The organism is Flagellimonas halotolerans, from assembly GCF_035818535.1.
GTDB classification, from domain to species: domain Bacteria; phylum Bacteroidota; class Bacteroidia; order Flavobacteriales; family Flavobacteriaceae; genus Flagellimonas; species Flagellimonas halotolerans.
In genome coordinates this window covers 39,631-65,921 of the sequence record NZ_JAYKYV010000017.1, presented here as the reverse complement: position 1 = coordinate 65,921, position 26,291 = coordinate 39,631, and the positions used below count along the sequence as shown (strand labels likewise).

26 protein-coding genes are annotated in these 26,291 nt (G+C 42.5%); 12 read left to right on the top strand and 14 right to left on the bottom strand.

Annotation, left to right across the window (positions count from 1 at the left end; all coding sequences use genetic code 11):
- Positions 1-112 precede the first annotated feature (112 nt).
- The 4 genes from VM932_RS15235 to VM932_RS15220 form a co-directional block, all read right to left on the bottom strand.
- Entirely contained in the window at positions 113-2,503 is a 2,391-nt protein-coding gene (locus VM932_RS15235) for a sodium-translocating pyrophosphatase (protein ID WP_326279894.1), read from the bottom strand.
- A gap of 116 nt (positions 2,504-2,619) precedes the next feature.
- On the bottom strand, positions 2,620-3,147 hold the full coding sequence (locus VM932_RS15230) for an inorganic diphosphatase (RefSeq protein ID WP_326279892.1): 528 nt from the start codon (positions 3,145-3,147) through the stop codon (positions 2,620-2,622).
- Positions 3,148-3,375: 228 nt separating this feature from the next.
- A complete protein-coding gene (locus VM932_RS15225; RefSeq protein ID WP_326279890.1) occupies positions 3,376-5,871 on the bottom strand; it encodes a DUF5686 family protein in 2,496 nt (831 codons plus the stop codon).
- Between the two features lie 157 nt (positions 5,872-6,028).
- Positions 6,029-7,009 carry a pyruvate dehydrogenase complex E1 component subunit beta gene (locus VM932_RS15220; protein WP_163625259.1) on the bottom strand — a complete coding sequence of 327 codons (981 nt, stop codon included), beginning with the start codon at positions 7,007-7,009 and terminating at the stop codon, positions 6,029-6,031.
- A gap of 167 nt (positions 7,010-7,176) precedes the next feature.
- Between VM932_RS15220 and VM932_RS15215 the strand changes: the two genes are divergently transcribed.
- The 7 genes from VM932_RS15215 (at position 7,177) to VM932_RS15185 (ending at position 13,864) form a co-directional block, all read left to right on the top strand.
- Positions 7,177-7,923, top strand: coding sequence for an electron transfer flavoprotein subunit beta/FixA family protein (locus VM932_RS15215; RefSeq protein WP_326279888.1), 747 nt, complete (start codon positions 7,177-7,179; stop codon positions 7,921-7,923).
- Positions 7,924-8,015: 92 nt separating this feature from the next.
- On the top strand, positions 8,016-8,984 hold the full coding sequence (locus tag VM932_RS15210; protein WP_326279886.1) for an electron transfer flavoprotein subunit alpha/FixB family protein: 969 nt from the start codon (positions 8,016-8,018) through the stop codon (positions 8,982-8,984).
- Positions 8,985-9,073: 89 nt separating this feature from the next.
- Entirely contained in the window at positions 9,074-9,703 is a 630-nt protein-coding gene (locus VM932_RS15205; protein ID WP_326279884.1) for a bifunctional nuclease family protein, read from the top strand.
- Positions 9,704-9,716: 13 nt separating this feature from the next.
- Positions 9,717-11,177, top strand: coding sequence for a NupC/NupG family nucleoside CNT transporter (locus tag VM932_RS15200; protein ID WP_326279882.1), 1,461 nt, complete (start codon positions 9,717-9,719; stop codon positions 11,175-11,177).
- A gap of 540 nt (positions 11,178-11,717) precedes the next feature.
- A complete protein-coding gene (locus VM932_RS15195; protein ID WP_293167852.1) occupies positions 11,718-12,542 on the top strand; it encodes a thymidylate synthase in 825 nt (274 codons plus the stop codon).
- A 903-nt stretch (positions 12,543-13,445) separates the two neighbouring features.
- Entirely contained in the window at positions 13,446-13,664 is a 219-nt protein-coding gene (locus tag VM932_RS15190) for a hypothetical protein (RefSeq protein WP_326279878.1), read from the top strand.
- Entirely contained in the window at positions 13,664-13,864 is a 201-nt protein-coding gene (locus VM932_RS15185; protein ID WP_326279877.1) for a type II toxin-antitoxin system RelE/ParE family toxin, read from the top strand. The genes VM932_RS15190 and VM932_RS15185 overlap by 1 nt, the downstream gene beginning before the upstream one ends.
- A gap of 127 nt (positions 13,865-13,991) precedes the next feature.
- On the opposite strand, the gene VM932_RS15180 is transcribed toward VM932_RS15185, so the two are convergent.
- Complete coding sequence (locus tag VM932_RS15180; RefSeq protein WP_326279875.1) at positions 13,992-14,174, bottom strand: hypothetical protein; 183 nt, start codon at positions 14,172-14,174, stop codon at positions 13,992-13,994.
- Between the two features lie 205 nt (positions 14,175-14,379).
- On the opposite strand from VM932_RS15180, the gene VM932_RS15175 reads away from it, so the two are divergent.
- The 3 genes from VM932_RS15175 (at position 14,380) to VM932_RS15165 (ending at position 16,077) form a co-directional block, all read left to right on the top strand.
- A complete protein-coding gene (locus tag VM932_RS15175; RefSeq protein ID WP_326279873.1) occupies positions 14,380-14,808 on the top strand; it encodes a Dabb family protein in 429 nt (142 codons plus the stop codon).
- Positions 14,809-14,880: 72 nt separating this feature from the next.
- The gene (locus VM932_RS15170) at positions 14,881-15,714 is read left to right on the top strand and encodes an alpha/beta hydrolase (protein WP_326279871.1); all 834 of its coding nucleotides are present in this window, start codon (positions 14,881-14,883) and stop codon (positions 15,712-15,714) included.
- A 72-nt stretch (positions 15,715-15,786) separates the two neighbouring features.
- Positions 15,787-16,077: a hypothetical protein gene (locus VM932_RS15165; protein ID WP_326279870.1), complete on the top strand. Its 291-nt coding sequence runs from the start codon at positions 15,787-15,789 to the stop codon at positions 16,075-16,077.
- A 345-nt stretch (positions 16,078-16,422) separates the two neighbouring features.
- Here VM932_RS15165 and VM932_RS15160 read toward each other — a convergent pair whose 3' ends face one another.
- Both VM932_RS15160 and VM932_RS15155 read right to left on the bottom strand, forming a co-directional pair.
- Entirely contained in the window at positions 16,423-16,719 is a 297-nt protein-coding gene (locus VM932_RS15160; protein WP_326279868.1) for an isoamylase early set domain-containing protein, read from the bottom strand.
- 147 nt (positions 16,720-16,866) lie between these two features.
- Positions 16,867-17,955, bottom strand: coding sequence for an aminotransferase class V-fold PLP-dependent enzyme (locus VM932_RS15155; RefSeq protein ID WP_326279866.1), 1,089 nt, complete (start codon positions 17,953-17,955; stop codon positions 16,867-16,869).
- A 54-nt stretch (positions 17,956-18,009) separates the two neighbouring features.
- Here VM932_RS15155 and VM932_RS15150 point away from each other — a divergent pair, with 54 nt between their 5' ends.
- On the top strand, positions 18,010-18,402 hold the full coding sequence (locus tag VM932_RS15150; protein ID WP_326279865.1) for a 2TM domain-containing protein: 393 nt from the start codon (positions 18,010-18,012) through the stop codon (positions 18,400-18,402).
- Positions 18,399-18,890 (top strand): dihydrofolate reductase, encoded by a 492-nt coding sequence (locus VM932_RS15145; RefSeq protein ID WP_326279863.1) that lies wholly within the window; start codon positions 18,399-18,401, stop codon positions 18,888-18,890. The genes VM932_RS15150 and VM932_RS15145 overlap by 4 nt, the downstream gene beginning before the upstream one ends.
- Before the next feature lie 3 nt (positions 18,891-18,893).
- On the opposite strand, the gene murI is transcribed toward VM932_RS15145, so the two are convergent.
- The 7 genes from murI to VM932_RS15110 all read right to left on the bottom strand — a co-directional run bounded on the left by murI (position 18,894) and on the right by VM932_RS15110 (position 26,289).
- Complete coding sequence (murI, locus tag VM932_RS15140) at positions 18,894-19,670, bottom strand: glutamate racemase (protein WP_326279861.1); 777 nt, start codon at positions 19,668-19,670, stop codon at positions 18,894-18,896.
- An 85-nt stretch (positions 19,671-19,755) separates the two neighbouring features.
- Complete coding sequence (locus VM932_RS15135) at positions 19,756-20,265, bottom strand: OmpH/Skp family outer membrane protein (protein WP_326279859.1); 510 nt, start codon at positions 20,263-20,265, stop codon at positions 19,756-19,758.
- Between the two features lie 49 nt (positions 20,266-20,314).
- Positions 20,315-21,136: an OmpH/Skp family outer membrane protein gene (locus tag VM932_RS15130; protein WP_326279857.1), complete on the bottom strand. Its 822-nt coding sequence runs from the start codon at positions 21,134-21,136 to the stop codon at positions 20,315-20,317.
- Between the two features lie 98 nt (positions 21,137-21,234).
- A complete protein-coding gene (bamA, locus tag VM932_RS15125; protein ID WP_326279854.1) occupies positions 21,235-23,898 on the bottom strand; it encodes an outer membrane protein assembly factor BamA in 2,664 nt (887 codons plus the stop codon).
- On the bottom strand, positions 23,870-24,610 hold the full coding sequence (gene uppS, locus VM932_RS15120) for an undecaprenyl pyrophosphate synthase (protein WP_326279853.1): 741 nt from the start codon (positions 24,608-24,610) through the stop codon (positions 23,870-23,872). The genes bamA and uppS overlap by 29 nt, the downstream gene beginning before the upstream one ends.
- Position 24,611: 1 nt before the next feature.
- Complete coding sequence (gene porG, locus VM932_RS15115; RefSeq protein WP_326279851.1) at positions 24,612-25,295, bottom strand: type IX secretion system protein PorG; 684 nt, start codon at positions 25,293-25,295, stop codon at positions 24,612-24,614.
- A gap of 112 nt (positions 25,296-25,407) precedes the next feature.
- Positions 25,408-26,289 (bottom strand): NAD kinase, encoded by an 882-nt coding sequence (locus VM932_RS15110; RefSeq protein WP_326279850.1) that lies wholly within the window; start codon positions 26,287-26,289, stop codon positions 25,408-25,410.
- Between the last annotated feature and the right edge of the window lie 2 nt (positions 26,290-26,291).

Here is a 26,291-nt window from a genome sequence, read left to right as displayed (position 1 = left end):
TAAATACAGGATGAAAACAAGCAAATGCTCCTGTATATTCAATAAAAAAGCTGTCCCGGTTATGAGACAGCTTCTTTCCAGCTTTGCTATAAAGCGCGAGCTAATCCTTTGCCTAGGCACTCTTATATGCTTGTATCTTTTTTTCCAGTTCTTCCTTACTGTCGGCCACAAGCTCTTTGGTTTCTTCCACCACTTCCCCATTTACATTTGAGGAGGAAGTCACAACAGCTTTGTAAGCTCCGTCTTCAGTATTGCTTACCTCTATTCGGATTTGTTTTTCAACAGCCTTTGTTTCTTTCATTCCCTCTTCCGTAATGGCAATCATAGTACCATCTTCTTTAAGAAAGCCTACCTCGTCCGCAGGTGCAGGGTTTACCAAACTAGGTGCGATCACCAAGGCCACGACTGACATCAATTTGAGTAGAATATTTAAGGAAGGACCCGAAGTATCCTTAAAAGGATCTCCGACGGTATCCCCTACAACGGCAGCCTTATGTGCATCGCTACCCTTTCGGCCTTCACTTTCTATGGTTTTTTTGGCATTGTCCCAAGCACCTCCGGCATTGGATTGGAATATGGCCATTAAAACTCCAGCGGTGGTTACACCTGCCAAAAGGCCTCCCAACATCTCTGCCCCACCGATAAAACCTACGGCAACCGGTACGGCGATCGCCAACAATCCCGGCAATACCATTTCTTTAATGGATGCCTGTGTTGAAATGGCCACACACTTTTGATATTCTGCTTTACCATCGGCCGCTTCAAAAATCTCCATATCCTCTTTACTGGCTTTGGAAAGGTCAGAATCATATTTGCGCATTACTGCCAAGGCAGCTTTCAATTCAGGTATATCCTTAAACTGACGGCGCACTTCCTCGATCATGGACATGGCAGCTCTACCTACCGCATTCATGGAAAGTGCGGAGAACACAAACGGAAGCATACCTCCCACCAAGAGTCCCGCCATAATATCAGGCTGTGACACATCAATGGATGTAACACCGGCTGTTTTCATAAAGGCTGCGAAAAGTGCAAGCGCTGTCAATGCAGCAGACGCTATGGCAAAACCTTTACCAATGGCAGCCGTTGTATTTCCAACTGCGTCCAATTTATCGGTCCTTTCACGGACTTCCCCAGGTAGTTCTGCCATTTCCGCAATACCTCCTGCATTATCCGAGATAGGTCCATAAGCATCAACTGCAAGCTGAATACCCGTGTTGGCCAACATCCCTACGGCCGCAATAGCGATTCCATACAAGCCAGCGAAGTAGTGAGATACCAAAATCGCTGCGGCAATCAAAATAATTGGGATGGCCGTGGACATCATTCCCACACCAAGACCTGCAATAATATTCGTTGCAGATCCTGTTTCGGATTGACGCACTATGGAGTTAACGGGTTTTTTGCCTGTTCCTGTATAGTATTCGGTAACCTTACCTACCAAAAGTCCGGCAACAAGTCCAGCGATGGTCGCCCAGAAAACGCCCATGGCCGTAAACTCTTTCCCGCCTTCTACCCAAGATTCGGGCAACATGGCGTTGATGATGAAATAAGAGGCAATCAACATTAAACCAGCTGATCCAAATTCTCCCACATTTAATGCGGTTTGCGGGTTTCCGCCATCTTTCACCCGGACAAAGAATGTCCCAATGATCGACATTATAATTCCTACGGCAGCCAAAGCCAACGGCAAATACACCGCGCCAAGGCCATCAAAAGCAGCTTGAAATTCCGGCAATCCAGCAAAAACAGCACCCAAAACCATAGTACCGATTATGGAACCCACGTAAGACTCAAAAAGGTCGGCACCCATTCCGGCCACATCCCCAACATTATCCCCTACGTTATCCGCAATGGTTGCAGGGTTCAATGGGTGGTCTTCAGGTATTCCTGCTTCCACTTTACCTACCAAATCGGCCCCAACATCGGCAGCTTTGGTGTAAATACCCCCGCCTACACGGGCAAAAAGTGCTATGGAAGATGCGCCAAGGGAGAAACCGGAGAGTACATTTAAAATCTCGGCAAGTTCCCAGCCTTGTCCGCTGTAAATCATAAACAGACCGCTCAATCCCAAAACACCAAGTCCTACCACACCAAGTCCCATAACAGCTCCACCGGCAAACGCCACTTCAAGGGCCTTTCCAAGAGAGGTTCTAGCAGCATTGGTAGTTCTTACATTGGCTTTGGTCGCGACTTTCATACCGATAAATCCGGCCAAAGCGGAACAGATGGCCCCTACAATAAAGGAAACGGCCACCATGCCATTGGAACCTGTTTCGTTGCTTCCCTTGAAGAAGAGCAAAACGGCCACACAGACCACAAAGATGCTCAGTATTTTATACTCGGCCTTTAAGAATGACATTGCTCCATCGGCAATGTTCTTTGCAATCCTTGCCATTTTCTCGTCCCCGACCTCTTGTTTTGAAATCCATACATTCTTGATGAATACATACAGGAGGGCCAAGACACCAAATACAGGCAAAAATTTTACGATTAAATCCATAGGTTAGATTATTTAGAAATTTTTAATGCCAGCTAATGTAGTAAAATACGAAGTAATAAAAAAAATGCGCCTTTAATTATTAAAAGCGCATTTTTTTAAAGTGATTGTTATGTTATCTATATGGTGAAAGCCCTTTGTTTTTTAAGTTCGCTTTCTTCGTAACGTTTAACGCATTCGTGATAGATTTGCACGGCCTCGTTAACGTCTCCCCATCCTCCGGTGTCTACCTTCTTCTCTTCCAAATCCTTATACACTTGGAAGAAGTGTTCAATCTCCTTTAATCGATGTGGGTTCAATTCACTTATGTCGTCCCTTTTGCTCCAAATCGGGTCGGAAACCGGAACACAGATAATTTTTTCATCCGGACCTTTTTCATCGGTCATGTGAAAAACCCCAACAGGTTTCACCTCGATCACCACCATCGGGTAGGTAGGCTCGGTACACAGGACCAATACATCCAAGGGATCACCATCCAAGGCCAAGGTCTCTGGAATAAACCCGTAATCGCCCGGATACATCATTGAGGAAAAAAGGGTTCGATCAAATCGAATTTTGTTGAGGGTAAAATCGTATTCGTACTTGTTTCTGCTACCTTTGGGTATTTCTACCAGTACATCAAAGGTAATACGTGGTTTTTTTGACATGTTAGTGATAAATTTATTGTGCAAAAATAACCAGTATAACTGGAATAGGGCGTATAAATTGGCTGTTTCGTATTAAATAAAAGAATTTAACAATCAAAGAGGCAGAGCCGAAGATGTATTTTACTTGCTTATTTTCACCCCTTAGATCAAAAGCCAAAATTCCGCTATTTTGGATTCCTGTTTTCAAGGGAATGAAAATTTCAGTAAAACCCAAAGGGCCGCATTTGATCAAAAGCTAAATCCGAAGGTTCCGGTTATCCCAAATGCCCTTGCATCTGGATTATCGAGGTAGTTTCCTCTAAAATTAAAGTCAATCCGAAGTATTTTAAAAATGTTTCCCACACCAAGTGAATATTCCCAATACACTTGGTCCTCCGGTGCAATTAAGGGAATATTGGTCGGGGCACTCAAAGCTATGTTTTCTTGGGACAATTGCCCCCAAGCACCTCGAACCCCTACAATTTCCCTAAGGTTGAGTCTACGCAATAACGGAATACGCGAGAACAACCTACCATTGAAGTTGTGTTCCAGGTGCACCGTGGCATAGGTATCGGTAACAAACTCGTAGAAATCCAGATTGGGGAATACATTGTACAGTGAAAATAGCGTCTGGTTGCCCGGGATTACACTCAACAGCCCCAAAGGCACTTCCCCAAAAGTCTTTCCCAGTTCCACGCTACTGGTCAACCTGCCAAAACCTCCTATCTGCCATGGCTGTTGGTAAGAGAATTGGATTTTCCCATAATCAAAATCACTTTCCAAAAATCCATCCACACCCTTGGTGTATTTAAGGACCAAGGTACTGTAATCATCATTGATGCTGGAGCGTTCCACTCCGTAACCAATGGTACGCTTGCCCGGTGTATAGATCAAGGTGGTGTTAAGGTCGAACTGTTTTATTTCGGATGAAATGCCCGTGGGTGAAGCCTGGTCCACATAATCCAGACTAAATGCGTCGGGTAAAGCGGAGCTCAAGGTCCTAAAGGAACCGCCCACATTGATCTTGAAGTTTTTAACGGGCTCCATCTCCACGTTCAGGGTAGATAGGTTAATGTTCGTTAAACGGTCGTTGGAACCTACGGTAACCAAAGAGGATGAGGCTATACTTCTTCCCATTACATCATTGGTACTGGTAAGACTAAGCCCCAATTGCTCAATGTCCCTTCGATTTCCCCCAGATACAATCAGCCGATTTTTTCTATCGAGCAAAAACTTGCCCGAAAACCCGTGCTTAATTTTTTTATCAACAAAACCATAGGCCATGTACCCTTCCAAACGCCACATATCATTCTGTCCAAAATAGGTTCGTGCACCGGCCCGCATACGAATACCTTCGGCATCATTATAACCAAAGGTGCTGTAGATATCCCCAATATCGATGTTCCATTTATCTATTTCGATATATCCAGAACCCAAAATACTTACGATATCGTAGTATGTTCTGAACTTGGGAACGGTTTTTAAGGTATCCAGCAGTTTAAAGATTCCCGACTCGTCCTCGTTCAAACTTTCCAAACGGGCATTTTTCCAGAAAATACTGTCCTGCGAGAAAACCCTTGGATCGTAGGGGTCGGCAACTGCCTTGTAAAAATCTCCGGAACGTGGGTTATCAAAGTTATAATTATCAAAAACCGTGGTACGCTTGCCGTACACCCCCCGTGATTCCTCTTTTTTTGAAAAGCTAAAATCGCTCAGCATGTAATCCCGCTTCAAGAGAAAAACCGAATCGCTGACCACCTCAAAATCCTGCTCTATATAAATTTCCTTTACCCAGTTGATGTTGGCACTTTTGGTGACCTGCATGTTGATTTTTTTGATGGCAAAGGTGGTATCGTTCACCCAAAAGTCTCCTTTAAAGGTGAGTTCGTTCTTACGCCTCGGGTAATAAATAATATTATAGCACCATTTATTGTCAATAAAGGTACTGTCGGACAACACGTAATTGTACACATCAACTCCGGTTTTGGACAATGGGCTGGTAAAGCTTTTATCAAAAAATTTGAGATAGTTATCGTAAATGTCGTAGTCGGAGTATAAATCCTCCACAAAGGCGGTTATGGCCTGATTACCACTAAAACCTGAGCTTTTGTTTCCCAGAACATCTTCTTTCTCCCTATCCATTACATTGTCGCCATAGACTTTGGAAAAAGTTTCGTTGAGAAACATGGGCAAATAGGTTTTTCCCGTGATTCGGGATGTATCCAAATCCTCGAACATAAACTCCAGCCCTTTGAAGAGTTTACTTTTGATCAAGGCACTGTCGATGGTATTGAGGTCAAACTCAATTTTTTCATATTTATCGTACTGGTACTGTTTGAACTTGCGCACCCCGTTCTCCCTTTTTTTGGACCAGATCTTTCTTAAAATATCGATTGCCGGATTATTCTTTTTGGATTGTTTCCCTGTATACACGATCACTTCCCGAAGCTGCTCCGCAGATTCAGTGAGTATGATCTCCATGCCGTAGTTCACCTTTTGTTCCAAGGGAATCTCCTTGGTCTCATAACCAATAAAAGATACTTTGATGGACTCATACGTTTGGTCAGACTCCATATAAAAGCGCCCGTTATCGTTGGTTATGGTTCCTTCAGAAGAATTGGTGAATATAATATTGGCAAAGGCAATGGGTATACCTGCATCGTCAGTAACAACGCCCTCAATCTTGGTTTGTGCGGTAACGCAAGTGATAAAAATCAGAAAAAAGACGGAAAGGAATCTTTTCATAGGCAGATATAAGGGACAATGGAGAAAAGCATTAGAGCATATCCCCAATTAACTTAGGTCAAATTTGGTTCAAAGTAATTTGTAATCAAAAAAATATTCCCTAAAAAAAAGCCCCGTCAACAAAGTTGACAGGGCTAATATACCTTAAAATATGATTCTACAGCTTATATAGCACTTTCTTAACAGCCTTTATGACATCTTCGTGATTGGGCAACCACTCGGCCAAAAGCACTGGAGAATAAGGTGCTGGGGTATCTGCTGTGTTCAGTTTTACGATGGGGGCATCCAAATAATCGAATGCTTTGTCCTGAACGTGATAGATAATTTCGGTAGCCACATTGCCAAAGGGCCATGCTTCTTCCAAGATTACCATTCTGTTGGTTTTCTTTACGGATTTAAGAATGGTATCGTGGTCCATGGGACGCACTGTCCTTAAATCTATGATTTCACAACTGATACCTTCCTTTTCCAATTCATCAGCAGCTTTGTAAGCTTCCTTGATGATTTTTCCAAAGGAAACAATAGTCACGTCGGTACCTTCCCTTTTAATATCCGCAACACCTAAAGGAGTTGTATACTCCCCTTCGGGCACCTCTCCTTTATCGCCATACATTTGTTCGGATTCCATAAAAATCACGGGGTCGTCATCGCGAATGGCGGCCTTCAACAATCCCTTCGCATCGGCTGGGTTCGAAGGAACCACAACCTTAAGCCCGGGAGTATTGGCATACCAACTTTCAAAAGCTTGGGAGTGTGTGGCTCCCAACTGTCCCGCAGAAGCCGTTGGCCCCCTAAATACGATCGGGCAATTGAACTGACCTCCGGACATTTGTCGGATTTTGGCAGCATTGTTTATTATTTGATCAATTCCCACCAAAGAGAAATTGAAGGTCATAAATTCTATAATGGGCCTGTTGCCGTTCATTGCAGAACCTACGCCGATTCCGGCAAAACCAAGTTCTGAAATCGGGGTATCGATTACCCGCTCCGGTCCGAATTCATCCAACATGCCTTTGGAAGCTTTGTAAGCACCATTGTACTCGGCTACTTCCTCGCCCATTAAATAAATGGTATCATCCCTTCTCATTTCCTCGGACATAGCCTCGGCTATTGCCTCCCTAAACTGTAATGTTTTCATTAAATCGTACTAAATATTTATAGTCTGCTTAAAAACGCAAGCAAAAATAGCAAAAACTACCCGAAATTTGCTTGGGGAGAATCCAAAAAAAGAACAAAATTTATTATGCATGCATAATAAATTTAAGATTTTATACCTATATTTGAATCGATAAACCTTAAGTATATATGAAGATTTTAGTTTGCATAAGCAACGTACCGGATACAACTTCCAAAATCAATTTTACGGAAGGCGATACCAAGTTTGACACAAACGGGGTTCAATTTGTTATTAATCCAAATGATGAGTTTGGACTTACCCGAGCCATGTGGTTCAAGGAAAAGCAAGATGCAACGGTTCATGTGGCCAATGTTGGCGGGGCCCAAACCGAGCCTACCATTAGAAAAGCTTTGGCCATTGGTGCCGACGAAGCCATTCGGGTCAATGCCGAACCAACCGATGGCTTTTTTGTGGCCCAGCAGTTGGCCGAAGTGGTCAAAAATGGAGAATACGACCTAATTATTGCCGGTAGGGAATCCATTGACTATAACGGGGGCATGGTCCCTGGAATACTAGCCACTTTGTTGGATATAAACTTTGTGAACACATGTATAGGTTTGGAAATTGAAGGAAATACCGCAACCGCAATTCGCGAAATTGATGGAGGTAAGGAAAAAATAAGCACTTCCCTCCCATTGGTTATCGGTGGACAAAAAGGACTGGTTGGGGAAAGTGACCTTCGTATTCCCAATATGAGAGGTATTATGATGGCACGCAAAAAAGCATTGAAGGTGGTTGAACCCATTGATGCCTCACAACCTACACAAGACCAAAAATTTGAAAAACCCGCTGCCAAAGGACCCGTTAAATTGGTCGATGCAGGCAACGTAGGGGAATTGGTCGAATTGCTGCACAACGAAGCTAAAGTGATTTAAATAAAATCCGAAAAACCCTGCCTGCCGCTGGCGGGCCAGTTCCAAAAATATCTTGGGATTTGGGGTTTGAATATTGAAATTTTAAAAAAATTATGTCAGTACTAGTATATACAGAATCCCTCAAGGGAAAATTCAAAAAAAATGCCTTCGAAGTAGCTTCTTATGCACATAAAGTGGCCCAGGACTTGGGCACAACCGTCACAGCGGTCTCTTTTAATGCCGAGGACGATGCCTCATTGGGAGCCTACGGAGTTTCCAAGGTTTTAAAAGTCAGTGATGATTCATTGGCAACCTTCAATGCCAAAGCCTACGCTGATGTATTGGCCCAAGCTGCTAAAGCAGAAGATGCCAAAGTAATTATATTGAGTTCCAGCGCGGACAGCAAATTCTTGGCACCCATCCTAACAGCAAAATTATCTGCCGGTTATGTGCCCAATGTAGTGGCCGCACCCGAGAGCACTTCGCCATTTGTGGTAAAGCGAACCGCTTTCAGTAACAAAGGGTTTGCCATGACGGAGGTTTCTTCCGATATCAAGGTAATCGGGGTTTCCAGCAACGCTTTTGGAGTGGTGGAAAATAATGTTTCCGCCTCCGTTGAAGATTTTGCACCAACCTTGGGCGACAACGCCTTTGCTGTTAAATCCGTAGAAGTGGATAGGATAGTTGGAAAAGCAACCATTGCCGATGCCGATATTGTGGTCTCAGGGGGTCGTGGGCTCAAAGGACCTGAAAATTGGGGCATGATCGAAGAATTGGCCGATGTTTTGGGAGCTGCCACAGCATGCTCCAAACCGGTTTCCGATATGGGGTGGCGTCCGCACAGCGAGCACGTGGGACAAACAGGAAAACCGGTAGCAAGTAATCTTTACATTGCCATCGGTATCTCTGGAGCTATCCAGCATTTGGCAGGAGTAAGTGCTTCAAAAGTAAAAGTAGTCATCAACAACGACCCCGAGGCACCCTTCTTCAAGGCCGCGGATTATGGAATAGTTGGGGATGCCTTCGAGGTAGTGCCCGAACTCGTCGAAAAATTAAAGGAATTTAAAGCCCAAAACGCTTAATTTTTGTTAATTTGCCCATTGCAAGGGGCTGTTCAGATAACTGGTAAAGCCACTTATTTGAGCGGCCCTTTTGCTTTAGGAGGAGATATATGAGTTTAGTACGATTAAAGATCAAGGGAATATCATACAGCCAAACACAGAATGGCGCGTACGCCCTTATTTTAAATGAAGAAGAGGGAGACCGAAAACTCCCCATTGTTATAGGCGCATTTGAAGCACAGTCCATTGCCATTGCATTGGAGAAAGAGATAAAGCCGCCCAGACCCTTGACCCACGATTTGTTCAAGAACTTTGCGGACAGGTTTCAAATTGTGATCAAGCAGGTAATCATCCACAAATTGGTGGACGGGGTATTTTATTCCAGTATTATTTGCGAGCGCGACGACAATGAGGAGATTATCGATGCACGAACCAGTGATGCCATTGCGCTTGCACTCAGGTTCAACGCTCCTATTTTTACTTACAAGACCATTTTGGACAAGGCAGGAATCTTCCTAAAATTCTCTTCCAAAGAAAAAGAGGAGGGTGAGGACGATAGCATTATGGTCGATGAAATCCTTCAAGAAGGGGAAGCCGTAGAGATCGAATCTGGTTCCGATACCCATGGATACAGAGAAATGTCCCTTCAAGAACTCCATAAAGAATTAGATAAGGCAGTAGCCAGCGAAGACTACGAAAAGGCTGCCAAATTGAGGGATGAAATTTCCAAGCGCAAATAAACCACCAACGTACATGGCGAAAAAGACCCAAAGTTTACTGATACTTTTATTCCTTTGTTCGGTCGCTTTCGGCCAAAATTCGTTGCCCGCAGATTCACTTAACATTGCCATTGGCTCCACTATTACAGATAGCGTAGCCCAACAGGAAGCCTCAGAAATCATACCCAACCAAGGGTTTACCATTACCACTTTGTTGCGTGGTGCTTTGGGTATGGCAGCGCTCATCTTTATTTCATTTTTGTTCAGTTCCAACCGAAAAGCCATTAATTGGAAAACGGTGGGCATAGGCCTATCCCTTCAAATATTGATAGCCATTGGGGTATTAAAGGTTCGCTTTATACAATACCTATTTGATCAAGTCGGTAACATTTTTGTAAACATTTTGGACTTTACCCGCGCAGGAAGCCAGTTCCTGTTCGAAGGGCTCGTCGTGGACATGGACACCTTCGGTTATATTTTTGCCTTTCAAGTATTGCCCACCATCATATTCTTCTCAGCCCTAACATCTGTCCTTTATTACTTGGGAGTGATTCAGGTAGTGGTAAAATGGATGGCATGGCTGCTTTCAAAAAGTTTGGGCATTTCTGGAGCGGAAAGCCTTTCCGTGGCAGGTAACATTTTTTTGGGTCAGACCGAGGCCCCGTTGCTCATCAAGGCCTACTTGGAAAAAATGAACAAGTCCGAAATCCTTTTGGTGATGATTGGCGGCATGGCCACCGTGGCCGGAGCCGTTTTGGCCGCTTATATTGGGTTTTTAGGGGGCGACGACCCCGAACTTCGCCTGGTATTCGCCAAGCACCTTTTGGCCGCATCGGTAATGGCTGCACCCGGCGCCATTGTCATTTCAAAAATATTATATCCCCAAACGGAAAAAGTAAATACCGATGTTGAGGTTTCCTCCGAAAAGATTGGCGCAAACATCTTGGATGCCATTGCCAACGGAACTACCGAAGGCTTAAAGCTGGCTTTGAACGTTGGAGCCATGCTCTTGGTTTTTGTGGCCTTTATCGCCATGATCAACGGTATTTTGGGTTGGGTCGGTGACATAACCACCTTTAATAATTGGATTGCCGCCAATTCCCCCTATACAGAATTTTCATTGGAGGCCATTCTAGGAACCGTCTTTGCACCGCTTATGTGGTTGATTGGGGTCGCCAACGAAGATATTATGCTCATGGGACAGTTGCTTGGAATAAAATTGGCCGCAAGCGAATTTGTCGGATACATTCAACTGGCCGATCTTAAAAATGTGGCGAGCGGTGTACACTTCACTTACAACAAATCCGTGATCATGGCCACGTATATGCTCTGTGGGTTTGCGAACTTCGCATCCATCGGCATTCAAATTGGTGGTATTGGTTCTTTGGCCCCAGGTCAGCGCAAGGTACTGTCCTCTTTTGGGATGAAAGCTGTTTTGGGCGGCTCCCTAGCTTCCTTGCTTTCCGCTACCATTGCCGGGATGATTTTGGGATAATTTGATTGAAGAATAGAGCGTCAGTTCGAGTTTTTTCAAAGAAAAAGCACCTATCTACCGGAAGGCAGGTCGAGAACAAGCGTTAGATAAATGGAAAACCGGCTCTCGATACAATTTTTCTACGTTTGCACTCGAAAAATCACTCGAGTTGACATATTTCGCACCAACTGCTTTACACACATCCTTCATATTTTATCATCAACCACCCCATCTCAATGACCTCAAACCAGTTAATAAACTTTTCATAAGTCTTTTGGGTTTTAGTTTCAAAAACCTACCCATTAGCGTAATTTCGATGGATTGATTTTTTGTCACATCGGGCTGTCACCCTGAGCGCAGTCGAAGGGGTAGTTGAGATATCTTGGATTTCTCCTCATTTCATTCGTTCGAAATGACATAAGAAAACAGTCAAAAAATATAAAAAGACGTCAGTTTGAGTGAAATTCTGAAAATGGATTTTGTGCCGAAAACTGATTTCTCGATACAATTTTCCGCTAGCGGAAAACCACTCGAAATGACATTAGTAACGGAACAGACAGCATGAAACAATACCACGACCTTCTTAAACACGTATTGGAGCACGGGAACCAAAAAGGCGACCGTACTGGAACAGGAACCTTGAGCGTTTTTGGCTACCAGATGCGGTTTGACCTCTCCGAGGGCTTTCCCATGGTGACCACCAAAAAATTGCACCTCAAATCCATTATTCACGAACTTTTGTGGTTTTTAAAGGGGGATACCAATGTCGCCTATCTGCAAGAGAACGGCGTGCGTATTTGGAACGAGTGGGCCGATGAAAACGGTGATTTGGGCCCTGTCTACGGGCACCAATGGCGCAATTGGAACAGCGAGGAAATTGACCAGATCAAGGAAGTGGTCGAGACTTTGAAGAACAATCCCAATAGCCGCAGAATGTTGGTTTCCGCCTGGAACCCAAGCGTTATGCCCGATACTTCGGTCTCGTTTGCGGAAAATGTGGCCAACGGTAAAGCTGCCCTCCCTCCTTGCCATGCTTTTTTCCAGTTTTATGTGGCCGATGGCAAACTTTCTTGCCAATTGTACCAGCGTAGTGCGGACATTTTTTTGGGCGTGCCCTTTAATATTGCCTCCTACGCCCTGTTTACTTTAATGATGGCCCAAGTTTGTGGTTACCAGCCCGGGGAGTTTATCCACACCTTTGGTGATGCGCATATTTACAACAACCACATGGAACAGGTGGAATTGCAGTTGAGCCGAGACCCACGCCCCTTGCCCACTATGCAACTGAACCCTGAAGTAAAGGACATTTTCTCCTTTACCTTTGATGATTTTGAACTGCAGAACTACGACCCGCATCCACATATTAAGGGGGTTGTGGCGGTATAGAATTTATATGTTTTCAGAAGTCAACTTTGAACTACTCAGTGATATACAGCCCATAATGGCAAAGAAGAAACCTGTAAAACCAAAAGTTACCACTCGACCAAAAACCACTTCTAGTTTAGTGGCATTAAAAGAACAAAAAGGAATAGACAAAAAGAAAAACAAGAATAAAGGCTAACAATACTCTAAAAGACCAAATATATCCATTAGACATTCTTAAGACTAAAACCTTGTTAAGCTCTATTGATTTCTGATAACTTTCAATTTGAACTGCAAGCAATTCTTTTTCTAATTCCTCATCTTGGAAATAGTCAAAATAAGACACCAATATATCAGAAGGACTAGAACCCTTAATTTCAATTATTGTTGGCGATATGTTCTTCAACAAGAATAATGCTGAGATTACACATCCACCTAAAAGGATTAAATACACATAATTTTGAATCCACAACTTCTAAGTATGAAAACGAAGCTATGGACATGTAAAAACCAAAAAGGAAAATGAACGATTGGAATTTGACCTTACTGCATCAATTACATCAGCAAGATGTTTATCTGCTTCACTAAAAATAAAGCTCAATGACTCTTTGGTGTAATGCCCTGTGTTTATGTGCTCCATATTTGTAAATTTTGAGAATTGTATCTAACAATAACATTACGCAAAAACATAAACTTTTATGAAACCCACCATCATCACTTTATTTACCGCACTATTATTTGCCAGCTGTGGCGAAGAGCCCAAAAAACAAAACCCCGCTAGCGCGAGCCTCTTGGCTCGTACCGGGCACAAGTAATCAATATGTTAAGTAAATGGAACGACGTGACGCCTGCCTGCCGACAAAGGCAGGCCCGCAACAACAATAGGGAACCGATTAAAATTGTATCTTTGAGATAAACCATAATGTTATGGATTTAAAAGCTTCTAAGTTAGAATTGATTCAGGCTATATTGAAAATTGATAATGAAAGTATTATCGAAAAAATGACCAATATGCTCCGAAAAGAACAAGGGGATTTTTGGAATGAACTGTCCACAGAACAACAACAAGAGATAAAAAAAGGGTTAGCGGAACTCGATGAAGGAAAAAGAGTTTCATACAATTCCTTTGTAAAGAAAATCTCTTGATGGAAGTATTTTTATCCGAGCTTGCTGAATCAAAACTTTTAAAACTAAATGATTATCTTATTGAAAAGTGGGGAGTCAAAGCAAGAGATAGATTCTTTCAAAAACTCGATCAAAAGATTTCCCAAATCTCGTCACAACCTGAAAGCTGCCCACAATCAACCGAATTGAAGGGACTTTACAAATGTGTGGTCACAAAATAATCTACATTTTTCTATCGCATCCTATCGAAAACAAATGAAATTGAAATTGTTACCGTTTTTGACACCAAACAAAACCCTGACTCTTTAAAAGCAGACATTAAACAATAACCCCTAGCTAGCGCGAGCCTCATGGCTCGTGCCAATCACTACTTTTCAAAACCCCACTTACCTCCTGCAACGCCGCTGCCACATCTTGAATTTCCCTTCGGGAAAAGGTGTCCTCCTCCAAATAAAACAGCATGACCATACCTAAGTCCAAAACTTCAGCCAGCTCAATAGGAGAAGCATAGGCATCTTTAAACAATTCCAAAAAATTTCTGCCATTTTGGGTCATGACTCAAAAGTAAACATCCAGAACAGGTGAAGCGTCATAATAAATTATGACCGTGGCATCTTTAATATTTCAGTATAAAGCACAGGTTCTAAAATATCAATATCATAAATTTGTAACATGTAATCCAGTTAACAGACACCTCACTATAGCAAGCTATAAATTAATTTCTAAAATCATTCACATGAAAACCACCGCTATCACCCTATTTGCCGCATTGTTATTTGCCAGTTGCGGCGAGCAACCCAAAAAAGAAACCACCGAAAAACAGGAAGAAGAAACTGTGAAAGAAACCGAAAAAGCAGCAGCACCGCAATTACGCCACGTAGTATTGTTCAAATTTAAAGAGACTTCGTCCGAGGAGGATGTTAGACAAGTGGAAGAGGCATTCAATGCCCTACCTTCAAAAATTTCGGAAATAAAAGGATACGAATGGGGCACCAACAACAGCCCAGAGAATTTAAACAAAGGACTTACGCACTGTTTCTTTTTAACTTTTGATAGCGAAGCGGACCGAGACACCTATCTCACCCACCCCGACCATGTAGCGTTTGGCGATATTGCAGGCCCACATATTGCTGATGTAACCGTTGTGGATTATTGGGCGAAGTAATTTAAAAGATACTGGATTTGAGTCAGCACAGCCATGGCGATGACATTTCGTCCTTTAATTGATGTAGCAACAATGAAATATTTCTTCGCCTACCTTTTTTGTGTTCTTCTCGGTCCAACCCAACTCTTATTTGGTCAAGACGAAAACACTATTGAACTTGGCAACACTTTATCGATACATTCACAGATCCTCAATGAAGATCGCAAACTCTTAGTAAGTTTACCCGATTCTTATCAAGACCCATCCAAAGCCAATTCAACTTATCCGATAATTATTTTATTGGATGGGTTTGTTCACTTTAAAACCACTTCCGCTATTGTAGGTTTTATGGGTTCACGTACCAATCGAAACTATTTGATGCCAGAAACTATTGTGGTTGCTATAGAAAATGTAGACCGCGAAAGGGATTTTACAGTTACCAAACTAAAGACCAAACGGCCAAACACGATGGGCGGAGGCAAAAATTTCCTCAATTTTATTGAAAAAGAATTGATTCCGTTCTTGGATGACAAATACCGAACAACTTCACACCGAACCTTAATCGGCCATTCCCTTGGAGGTTTGTTGACCATTAACGCCTATTTGGACGAAAACAAGCTGTTTGACACCTATTTAGCCATAGACCCCAGCATTTGGTGGGACCAAACTGTTATGCTTGAAAAAGTAAGGACAACAACACAGACCTCTATCGGCAAAAAATTGTATTTAGCGACCGCAAACCAAGGAAAAGCCAATTATGAGCGAAACAAAAAGCGACATGATAGCTTCATAGCGTTTTTGCAGGAGCGTTGGGGTGAAAAACTAAAGATAAAGCAGGACTATTTTGAAAAAGAGGACCATCGTTCTGTTCCACTTCCAGCAATTTACGAAGGGTTAAAATATTTAAACAAAATAGTTGGGCAATAAGAGAAGTCCTATACATGCAATTATAAGCAACCCATGTACCACGTGACAGTCTTATAAAAAAACGGTTATGCTATGAAAAAGCTATTTTCCATATTGTCCGTGCTGGTTATTGGATGTTCTTCAGAAGATAGAGATGCCGAGGTATACATTCGACTATCCAATGTCAGTGCCTACCATTATCAAAATATAACCGTGAACACTTCGACTGGGCCTTTGGACTATGACAACCTAGATTCTGGAGAGATTTCGAAATACAAAGTGGTCACAAAAGCCTATGGTCATGCCTTTGTTGAACTGGAAATAGCTGAAGAAACATACGCGATTCAACCTATAGCCTATGTTATGTTGGTGAATCAACCTTAAGCAGCGGTTATTATACCTATCAAATCGATGCCAATGATACTACAGAATAATATGGCCGACTCAGTATTTCTTTGGTAGAGGATTGATTACAGAGTAACATCGAATTCCAAAAACGGTCAATTCGAAATTCCGTAGGAGTTTTATCTTTCTGCCGGCAAAGGCAGGTATCGAGAATCGGTTTTGTTGGGTTAGATATTCCAGTTCCCTATACTATTTTCTTTGGTTTCGACTTCGTTCAAGCACTGAAGTTTCTCTAACCAACGAATGCAACCCACAAAGTTTGACGGGTAAGTTGAGGGAAAATCACCATCAGTTTTGGGGCTAACCGATGGTGCACCCAATGTTTTATACTTCCAAAACAGCATTTTCGGTTCCAGCGTAGTCGTTCCACTGAAAACGATCGGCCTCGGAGTCGTTGGCGTAATTGCCATCGATCAAATATCTGAATTCGTAGCTATTCTCCACAGGTAGCTCAAACGTACCTTTAAAGGTTCCGTTCTTTAATTTCTTTAAGCTGCTTTTTTGGGGGTTCCACTTGTTGAAATCCCCAACTACCGCAACTGTTTTTGCCTCTTCCGCAGGAACTGAAAAAGTTACCTTGCAAACAGGCTTGCTCTTTAGGTATTGTTTCTTGATCGCCATGGTATCACTAATTTAAATTAAGGACAAAGCAACAGATAAAACCGCTTACTTACAATAAGTTACGTACGATTTATCAAATTGATAAAATGCCCCTAACAATAGGGTTACTTTTACAAAAATAAGCACTGATATTTCCTGAAAAATGATTCAGATCATTGAGGACCGCAATATTTTTGCAATGGCCTCGATTTCTTCTTCAGTATTGTAAAAATGAAAGCTTAAACGGATACCTCCTCCCCTCGCCGATGCCACTATGTTTTCTTCCTTTAATCTATTGAAGCGTTTTTCATCCCCCTTAATGTTGAAAATGGTACTGTGCTGCTTTCTTTTGGTGATGGCCGGTTCCAAAAGATCAAGATCGGAAAAGACGGACATGGCCTTTTTGGACAGTTTTTGCAATTGTACCTGCACATCTTCCTGACCAATTTCGTCCAAAAATTTAACGGCGAATTCCAAACTTCCAAAATTGAGTGAATCCAAATGGCCTGGCTCCAAAAATTTACAGAAGGTTATGCTGTTGCGTTTGGATGCATCGTTATCCACGGAACCGTTTCCTATTCCACGAAGCTCAAACTGATCCATCACTTCGTCTTTCACTAGGAAAAAGCCATTGCCATAACCGGCCAACATCCATTTATAGGCACTGGTTCCCAAGATATCGACCCCGGAATCTTTAAAATCAAAAGGTTCTGTTCCACAATATTGGGTGCCGTCGGCCAAAATCATCAGGTTGGGAAACTCTTTTTTTAGATCTTTCAGAAAATCAAAATCAATACGAACGCCATCCACCCATTGCACCAAACTGAGCGCCAGAATATCCACATCGCCCTTTTGGACCTTGGCATATATGTTTTCCTCCATGTACTCGTCCGCATCCACATAATCCCGCTTAAAATTTCGGGTCTCGAAGGGCCAATTAACGCTTGGGTAGTCTTTATTTACGAGCAATGCTTTTTTATCCTTGGGCAACCCTTCCAATAACATATTGAACCCCAAACTAAAATTGGGGACCAAGGCCACATTTTCGGGCTTGCACTTAAAAAACTTTCCGACTGTATTCTTGATTTCGGGCATGTGGGCAAAGCCCTGCATTTTCATTTCGCTGCCACCGATCAGGTAATCGAGGTCGTGCCCTTGGCGCCATTCCATCAAATCTTCGCTCAACAGGCCTGCGGAGGCGGTATTGGCATAAACACATTGGTTAAGAACAGGGAATTTTTTTCTTAAGTTTTGCATGACGGGATTTTTGGATACAATTCAGTTATCTTTGTTGATAAAGATAGCCATTCCATGTTGTCATTTGGTAAAAAGAAGAAGCCTGAAATAGATTTGGAGCAACACGAGCTTTTGGAGTATGCCCATAAACGCATCAAACAAAAGAAAAGGTTGTTCATCCACTGTGTTATTTTTTTGATCGGCAGTATTTTTATGATTCTAGCCAATAAGATCCTCAAATACGGTGGGCCTTACGATTGGTCCATTTGGATTGTTTGCGCATGGTCTTTTCTACTCACCTTGCACACCTTCAATGTTTTTGTAACCTACAAGTTTATGGGCCAAAATTGGGAACGCCAACAACGGGAACGATTGGTCAATCTTCAAAAAAAGCGCATTGGCGAAATCCAGAAAGAAATAGAAACGGACTTTCCGCTATCCAAAATCAATAAAAAAAAAGATCAATGAAGCGATTGATCATTATTGCGGCGGCGGCCGAAAACAATGCCCTGGGCAAGGACAACGACCTGGTTTGGCACTTACCGGACGATTTTAAGCGTTTTAAAAGTATGACCTCCGGGCACAAAATAATCATGGGCAGAAAGACCTTGGAGAGCTTTCCCAAACCTTTGCCCAACCGAACGCACATTGCCATTACCCGGGATGAAGATTATACACCCAAGTTCCCCTGCACCATTGTGCATTCCATTGGTGAGGCCATTGGTTTGGTGGGTGACAATGAAACGGCTTTTATTATTGGTGGTGGTAAAATTTACAAACAATCCATGGCCATTGCCACGGACATAGAGCTCACACGGGTGCACGGCACTTTTGAGGCCGATGCTTTTTTTCCCGAAATTGATGGGGACCAATGGGAATTGGTAAACGAGGAATATCATCCACAGGATGATAGGCACAAATATGATTTCACCTATCTCACTTACACCAGAAAATAGGTTTTAAAAATCCAGATAGGAAACTTGGGCAGTCGGCCGATCAATCAAATCTTTTAGAATGTCAACATCGGCATTGGTGTAAAAGACATGTTCTGGTTCAGCAACACCGGAAAGCAGCTTATTGCGCTCCAAAACAGCTTTGGTTTGACGAGCCACTGCCTCGCCCGAATCTATAATATTGATGTGTTCCGGCAATATATCCTTAAGTACGGGCATCAAATACGGGTAATGGGTGCAACCAAGCACCAAACAATCTATGTTTTGATCGAGCATGGGCTGCAAAAAGCCCTGCAGGAGGGTTCTTATCTCTTCGGATTGAATTTTACCTGCTTCAATGAGCTCCACAAGTCCTTTGCCCTCTTGTTCCAGCACGGTAATTCCTTCGGCGAAGAGTTTGGAGGTATTGTGGAACAAACTACTGGAGAGCGTTCCCTTGGTGGCCAAAACCCCCACTTTTTTGGTTTTGGTATGAAGGGCCGCAGGTTTTATAGCGGGCTCTATTCCAATAAAGGGAACATTGTAGTGGGAACGAAGATAATCTATGGCGTTTGTTGTGGCGGTATTACAGGCCACCAGAACAATTTTACAGCCTTGGCCCAGTAAATACTCGGTGTTCTTGATGCTGAGCCTTAGAATCTCTTCTTTTGACTTTTCACCATAGGGAGCATTGGCGCTATCGGCCAAGTAAATGGTTTTTTCGTTGGGAAGCATCTTCTCCACCTCTTTCCAAATGGATGTACCTCCCACTCCTGAGTCAAAAATTCCTATTGGTTTTGCCATACCTAAAAATAGTCCCTAAAATTATTATCGCATAAAAAAACCGCTTTTAATAAAAGCGGTTTTTTAAATATTGTAAAATCACGGTTTAGAAACCCAATTCTTGTTTTACTTCCTGCAAAAGGTCTGGACCTTTGGCTACGATCAAGCTCAAACCTGGGCTGGCATCGATTACGTAATCATACCCTTTGGCCGCTGCTACTTTTTCGATAGCCGCTTTTGCCTTTTCAGAAATTGGAGCAAACAATTCTTGTTGCTTTTTCTGCATTTCTTGCATGGCCGCTTGCTCAGCTTCTTGAATGTTTTTTTCGAACCCTTGAAGCTCTACCGCCCTTTGCTCGTTTTCTTCCCTTGTTTTGGAAGTGGCTTCGTTCTGGTACTGGGTATACTTGTTTTGAAGCTCTGTCATGGAGCTTTGAATGTCCGCTCTGTAGGTTTCTTGTAATTTCTTCAATTCAGCTTGTGCAGCCTTCATCTCCGGCATTTCAGACAATAGTTGCTGTACATTGATGTGTGCAACCTTGCTCTGTGCATTTACAAAACCTGTAGCCGCAACAAACAATACTAGGGCTACAGCAATCCTTTTTACATTTCTCATGATTCTCAACGTTACTTTTTTGACTTTAAATTTAGTGTTTCAATATAAATTATCCTATTGAATCCTTTTGTTGTTCTTGCGCTTTTTTTCGCTCTTCCAATTTGGCTTTCCGCTGGGCTTCACGCTCTTCCAATAATTTTTTTCTTCGTGCTTCGTATGCTTTCTTTCGCTCTTCGCGTTCCTTCAATTTTTCGGCCCTTCTTTCCTCTGCTGCCTTCTCTCTTTCGTTTTGGGCCTCGGCGGCTTGCTCCTGTCTTTCCTTTAGGGCATCACTGATCTGGTCTTCCTCTTCCTGGAACTGCTCCAAGCGGCTTTGCTGCTCTTGTTTTTTGTTGGATGCACTGATTTTTCTGGTGCGCCCTATCTCCCTTAAAACCAAGTCACTGATATCGTGTCTTTTTTCGGAGTACAACATTACAACATCTGCGGATTTATCAAAAATAAAATCGTATCTTTTATTGGCGCCGATTTTTTGAACTTCGTTGAAAACCTGATCTTGAATCGGCTGTATTAAAAGTTGTTTTTGCAATACCAAATCCCCTTGCGGTCCAAAACGGTCTTGTTGGTAGTCCAACATTTCCTTTTCCAGAATTTGGATTTCCTCTTCCCGCTCTAGGATCAGTTCATCGGTCAAAAGCACTTTTTCCGCCATCAAATCTTTTTTCATTTGATCAATAACGCTTTGCTTCAGCTCAATTTCCTGTTTCCATTTTTGGGCTTTGGCGTTTAGCTGTTCGGTAGCATCCCTATACTCTTCCACATTTTCGAGGATATATTCCATATCCACGTACCCTATTCGAACTCCCCTCTGGGAGAACCCATAAAGGGAAGACATCAAAACAACTAATGACAAAAGAACTTTGGTATTCATCTTTGATTCCGCATATTACATAGAAAATATCGTGCCAAAATTACTAATTAATTTATAATGAATCATTTACAAATTAGCAATACACGATTTTCCATTGATTAAAACTGCTGCCCGATGATGAAGTGCGTTTGCCAACCACTTGGCCCAACTGATCCTGGACGAGCATCGGTATCGAAGCCGTAACCAAAATCAATCCCCAAGAGTCCGAATGCCGGCATAAATATACGTAGCCCCACTCCGGCAGATCTTTTTAACTCAAACGGATTATACTCATTAAAATTGTTGAAGGCGTTACCAGCCTCTAAAAATGAAAGGGCATAAATAGATGCTGAAGGTTTTAAGGTCAATGGGTAACGCAATTCCAATGAGAATTTATTGTAAATGGTTCCCCCATCCTGTTCTAAATTACCAGTGATGGCATTATTAATATAAGGTGTAAGCGATTGGTTTTCGTAACCACGTAACTGCACCACGTCCCTACCATCCAAAGTAAAGTTTCCCAAACCATCTCCTCCCACATAAAAGCGTTCAAAGGGAACATTTCCGATATCGTGGTTATAGGCTCCCAAAAACCCAAATTCGGCATTGGTTCGTAAAGTAAGCTTACCGACTATGGCTTGATACCAATCCCCTTTGAATTTTATCTTATAGTACTCTAACAATTTGAATCTTTCCTCTTCCATTCGCTCCAAATCCCCACTAAGCTGATTGAACTCCAACTGTTCTTCAGTTGACCCAGGTTCCCCTATTTCATAAAGTCTTCGGGTCGTATCATCAATGTCTTCTTTCAACTGTTTATAATCCTTTCCGCTGAACAGGGAGTATGGGGGAGTGAACTTGGCCGTCAACTCAAAGTTGGAACCCGAAGTGGGGAAAATTCTACTGGGCCCTTGGGAACTTCTGGAAATACCAAAGGTGTAACTTAAGGAGTTGGAGCTGCCATTACCAAAATTAAAGAGTCCACTATTGTAATCGTTAAAATCGTACAATTGATAGCTCAACGAGTGTGAAATGGTAAAGAAATCGTCCGGCCACTGTACTCTTTTGGCCAAACCGGCAGAAACACCAGTAATAGCGAAACCTCTAGATTTATCTACATCGAACCTTCCATTTTGGTTGTATTGTGTTCTAAACTGTTGTGTTCTGGAAACAGACAAATTAAACCTCACGGGTTTTTTGCCCCCCAACCACGGTTCGGAGAAATTTAAACTGTACACCCTAAAAGTCCTACTGGCCTGCAAACGCAAAGCAAATGTTTGCCCATCTCCCATGGGAACGGGTTTATAGGCTTCCTTGTTAAAAATATTCTTTAAAGAGAAGTTACTAAAGGAAAGCCCTAAGGTACCAATGAAACCACCACCACCAAAACCACCTTGAAGCTCAATTTGGCTGGAACCTGATTCCACCAGGCTATAATTTACATCAACAGTACCTGCATTGGGATCTGGATTTATAATATCCGGAACAATTTGTTCGGCATCAAAAAATCCGAGCTGGCCCAATTCCCTAATGGTCCTTACAATATTGGATTTACTATATTTTTGCCCTGGCCTTGTACGAATCTCCCTGTAGATTACGTGGTCGTTGGTCTTATCGTTACCTGAAACGGTAACGTGGTCCAAAAAGGTCTCTTTTCCCTCTATGATCCGTATTTCAAAATCAATGGTATCGTTTACAGCGGAAACCTCGACCGGGTTAATGCTTGAGAACAAATACCCATTGTTTTGGTAGAGGTTGGTCAAATCCTGTGCATCTGGGTCGGAATCGTCCGCAACGCGCTCCTTGAGCAGTACTCCATTATAGGTGTCCCCTTTTTTGATACCCAATACTTGGCTCAACATTCTATCGGTGTACACCGAGTTCCCCACGAAGTCAATATCACCAAAATAGTACTTATCGCCTTCTTCCACTTTAATGGTCAACTCAATGTTTTTCTCATCCAGTTTCACAAAAGTATCAGAGAGTACCCTTGCATCCCTATACCCTCTTTCGGCGTATGTGTCGATCAAGTTGTCAAGATCCTCCTCATAGTCCGCTTCAATGTATTTGGACTTTTTCCAAAACCGATAAAACTTTTTCTTCTTGGTGTTTTTAAGCGATTTCCTCAGCTTTTTGTTGGACAGCTTTTCGTTACCAACAAAGTTGATGTCCTTTATCTTTACCTTATCGCCCTTGTTCACATTGATGACCATGTTCTGCACATTGGTCCCTGTGGTATCGGCAGTTGTGGCAATGCTTACCTTGGCGTTTAAAAAACCTTGCTTTTTATACTTGTTCTGAAGGTAATTCTTGGTATTGGCAATTAAGCTTTCGGTGATTTTTTTCCCTTTCTTAAGGTCGGTATCGTCGATGATATCTTCCACCTTTCTTTTTTTAACACCATAGACCGTAACGTTGTTCAAAGTAGGCCGTTCGGTAATGCTAAGTTCCAAAAATATCTTGTCGTCTTCGATTTTGGTGTAGAACATTTCCACATTGCTGAACAAATCCAGGCTCCACAACTTTTTGATCACTGCGCTTATTTCATCGCCAGGTACCTTAATGGGTTGCCCAACACGTAAACCGGTATAACTCTTAACCGTTTGTTCGTTGTAGCTTTGTAAACCCGTTACGGTTAAACCTCCCAAAATGTATTGTTTGCCCTCTTCGAAGTCGGTCTCCTGGGCAATACCGTGGGCTGAAAATAAAAATAATGGGATAATAAGGGTTGAAAGGATGAAATTTGTGATACCCTTAGTTAAGTTGTTCGCTCGTTTTTCCAAATCGTCGTTCTCTATTTTGGTAACTTAATATGGCCTCTACCAAATGGTTTTCTCTAAAGTCGGGCCAAAATACATCAATAAAATATAATTCGGCGTATGCTATCTGCCAAAGTAAAAAATTACTTATCCTGCATTCGCCACTTGTGCGGATAAGCAGGTCTACATCAGGCAAAAAGTGCGCGTAAAGATGTGTATTTATAACTGTTTCATCAATATTTTCGGGGGAAATTATGTTATTTTTAACTTTGACCGCAATCTGCTGAACCGCAGTTTTTATCTCTTCACGAGAGCCATAGCTCAATGCCAGCGTTAGGGTCATTCCCGAATTATTTTCGGTTTTGGACATTACCTCGGCCAGTTCTTTATGGACTTTTGGGGGCAATGTTTCAATTTTTCCAATGGCCCTTAACCTAATATTATGCTTTTTCAAGGTCTTTAGCTCCCTTTTTAGGGCATTGACCAAAAGCTTCATCAAGGTATCTATTTCGGTTTTGGGGCGGTTCCAATTTTCGGTGGAAAAGGCATAAAGCGTTAAAAATGGTATCTGGAGCTTTGCACAGCTCTCAACGGTTTGGTTTACCGATTCCACTCCGTTTTCATGTCCGAACATACGTATTTTACCACGCTGCTTGGCCCATCTGCCATTGCCATCCATGATAATGGCCACGTGCTGCGGTAGTTTTTCTTTATCTACGTCCTCTAGTGTGTGCATTTTATTGAAAACAATCCTGGCAGGGTTTACGTCCAAAGGTATAGGTTAACGTTATACCTGAAAAAACGTACCAGTCGTCGCTCAATATGTTCCCGAATCGGAATTGCTCAAAATTGGAACCTTCTGGGTTACTTGCGTCCAAATTGTCCGTAAAAGTATATCTGGCCCCAATCTCGGCACCAAGAATCAAGAATTGATTTAAACGATACTTAGCCCCAACCGTCATTGGAATTGCAAAACTACCTTCTTTTTGGTTAATATCCTGCATCTGAAGGGCATCAATATAATTAAAATCGTATCTAAAGTAGGTTACACCCGTGTATAAGTAAGGCGTGAAGGCGGGTCCGAGCTTATGAAGATTATATTCCACAAAGTTAATTTCCAGTCCTGCTGAGAGCTCCAAAATGGAATTATCCACCACATACCCCCTTTGTTGCCTGGACTGCATATGCGATTTGGTATCGTCAGCGGTAACCTCCCCATAAAGTACGCTGGCCCTCCACGCATAGCGTTTTCCCTTGTTCCATTTAAATATCCCGCCGAAGGCAGGGCCCGAGGGCAATATGTAATTGGTTCTTCCCACATCACCTATCATATTGGCGCCACCGGCAAACACCCCTATCTCGTAAGTTTGTGCACTCACCTTGATCACACAGCATAGAAAAACTGCCAAAACTATCCGCATACTATCCAAAAAGTTTCAAGAATTAAGAGTAAAGGAAGGTCAATAGATTTATATTTAAGGTTGCATTCCCTTGTTAAACAGTTTTTCACCCCTTTTATTGCTTTTGATTTTATCAATTCCGCCTATCTTCTCCCCAAAGTAATTTATTGCGCAATGTTTTCAAAAAGCTTTCGGATTTATACTCGATCATTTTGATGGTAAAGTCCGCTTTTTTGATTCGGATTTCCTTTCCATTGGGAATATCGGCAATGCGCGAATCCAAGGATACCAAATGGGTCTGTTCCCGACCTGAAACCTTCAATCTAATCTGTGTTTTATCGGAAATCACCAGGGGTCTCGCATTAAGGTTGTGCGGTGCAATGGGCGTCAGCACCAAGGATTCCGCCGAGGGTGCAATAACCGGACCGCCACAGCTCAACGAATAACCCGTTGAACCCGTTGGGGTGGAAACAATCAGTCCATCGGACCAATAAGAGGTCAAATACTCATCATCAAGCCAGGTTTCCACGGTGATCATGGAGGTGGTATCCTTTCGGCTTACCGTAATTTCGTTAAGGGCAAAATTGATCCCATGGAACTCGCCCAAATCAGAGTTGAGTTCCACTTCCACCAAGGTTCGTTCCTCAATGGTATAGTGGCCGGCTTCAAATTCGGTGACGAGCTTGCGTACATTTTCTTTTTTAAAGGTGGACAAAAAACCCAATCGACCCGTGTTGACCCCAACAATGGGAATTCCGTAATCCTTTATATAGGTAACGGCCCGCAACATGGTGCCGTCGCCGCCAAAGCTCACGAACATATCAAAGGAGGAGTCCAATCCTACGGATTGGGTAAATGTTCCCTTTACTTGTTCTTTGGTAATAGTGGCCACCAGTTTATTAAAGTTCTCTTCAACATAGATAGAGGCATCCAACTTCTTCAATTCGTCCAAAAGCTCCATTACGCAAAGCTGGTCCTCTTTTTGAAAAGACTGACCGTATATGGCTACCTTCATAC

What these genes read in the sequence shown, in the direction of transcription:
- VM932_RS15220 (WP_163625259.1), bottom strand. Translation starts at nt 7,009, where the DNA reads ATGAAAACATTACAGTTTAGGGAGGCAATAGCCGAGGCTATGTCCGAG.
- VM932_RS15155 (WP_326279866.1), bottom strand. Translation starts at nt 17,955, where the DNA reads ATGCAAAACTTAAGAAAAAAATTCCCTGTTCTTAACCAATGTGTTTAT.
- VM932_RS15210 (WP_326279886.1), top strand. Translation starts at nt 8,016, where the DNA reads ATGTCAGTACTAGTATATACAGAATCCCTCAAGGGAAAATTCAAAAAA.
- VM932_RS15215 (WP_326279888.1), top strand. Translation starts at nt 7,177, where the DNA reads ATGAAGATTTTAGTTTGCATAAGCAACGTACCGGATACAACTTCCAAA.
- VM932_RS15145 (WP_326279863.1), top strand. Translation starts at nt 18,399, where the DNA reads ATGAAGCGATTGATCATTATTGCGGCGGCGGCCGAAAACAATGCCCTG.
- VM932_RS15170 (WP_326279871.1), top strand. Translation starts at nt 14,881, where the DNA reads ATGAAATATTTCTTCGCCTACCTTTTTTGTGTTCTTCTCGGTCCAACC.
- VM932_RS15205 (WP_326279884.1), top strand. Translation starts at nt 9,074, where the DNA reads ATGAGTTTAGTACGATTAAAGATCAAGGGAATATCATACAGCCAAACA.
- VM932_RS15110 (WP_326279850.1), bottom strand. Translation starts at nt 26,289, where the DNA reads ATGAAGGTAGCCATATACGGTCAGTCTTTTCAAAAAGAGGACCAGCTT.
- VM932_RS15150 (WP_326279865.1), top strand. Translation starts at nt 18,010, where the DNA reads ATGTTGTCATTTGGTAAAAAGAAGAAGCCTGAAATAGATTTGGAGCAA.
- murI (WP_326279861.1), bottom strand. Translation starts at nt 19,670, where the DNA reads ATGGCAAAACCAATAGGAATTTTTGACTCAGGAGTGGGAGGTACATCC.
- VM932_RS15135 (WP_326279859.1), bottom strand. Translation starts at nt 20,265, where the DNA reads ATGAGAAATGTAAAAAGGATTGCTGTAGCCCTAGTATTGTTTGTTGCG.
- VM932_RS15195 (WP_293167852.1), top strand. Translation starts at nt 11,718, where the DNA reads ATGAAACAATACCACGACCTTCTTAAACACGTATTGGAGCACGGGAAC.
- porG (WP_326279851.1), bottom strand. Translation starts at nt 25,295, where the DNA reads ATGCGGATAGTTTTGGCAGTTTTTCTATGCTGTGTGATCAAGGTGAGT.
- VM932_RS15190 (WP_326279878.1), top strand. Translation starts at nt 13,446, where the DNA reads ATGGATTTAAAAGCTTCTAAGTTAGAATTGATTCAGGCTATATTGAAA.
- VM932_RS15230 (WP_326279892.1), bottom strand. Translation starts at nt 3,147, where the DNA reads ATGTCAAAAAAACCACGTATTACCTTTGATGTACTGGTAGAAATACCC.
- VM932_RS15225 (WP_326279890.1), bottom strand. Translation starts at nt 5,871, where the DNA reads ATGAAAAGATTCCTTTCCGTCTTTTTTCTGATTTTTATCACTTGCGTT.
- VM932_RS15130 (WP_326279857.1), bottom strand. Translation starts at nt 21,136, where the DNA reads ATGAATACCAAAGTTCTTTTGTCATTAGTTGTTTTGATGTCTTCCCTT.
- VM932_RS15235 (WP_326279894.1), bottom strand. Translation starts at nt 2,503, where the DNA reads ATGGATTTAATCGTAAAATTTTTGCCTGTATTTGGTGTCTTGGCCCTC.
- VM932_RS15185 (WP_326279877.1), top strand. Translation starts at nt 13,664, where the DNA reads ATGGAAGTATTTTTATCCGAGCTTGCTGAATCAAAACTTTTAAAACTA.
- VM932_RS15165 (WP_326279870.1), top strand. Translation starts at nt 15,787, where the DNA reads ATGAAAAAGCTATTTTCCATATTGTCCGTGCTGGTTATTGGATGTTCT.
- VM932_RS15160 (WP_326279868.1), bottom strand. Translation starts at nt 16,719, where the DNA reads ATGGCGATCAAGAAACAATACCTAAAGAGCAAGCCTGTTTGCAAGGTA.
- VM932_RS15200 (WP_326279882.1), top strand. Translation starts at nt 9,717, where the DNA reads ATGGCGAAAAAGACCCAAAGTTTACTGATACTTTTATTCCTTTGTTCG.
- uppS (WP_326279853.1), bottom strand. Translation starts at nt 24,610, where the DNA reads ATGCACACACTAGAGGACGTAGATAAAGAAAAACTACCGCAGCACGTG.
- VM932_RS15175 (WP_326279873.1), top strand. Translation starts at nt 14,380, where the DNA reads ATGAAAACCACCGCTATCACCCTATTTGCCGCATTGTTATTTGCCAGT.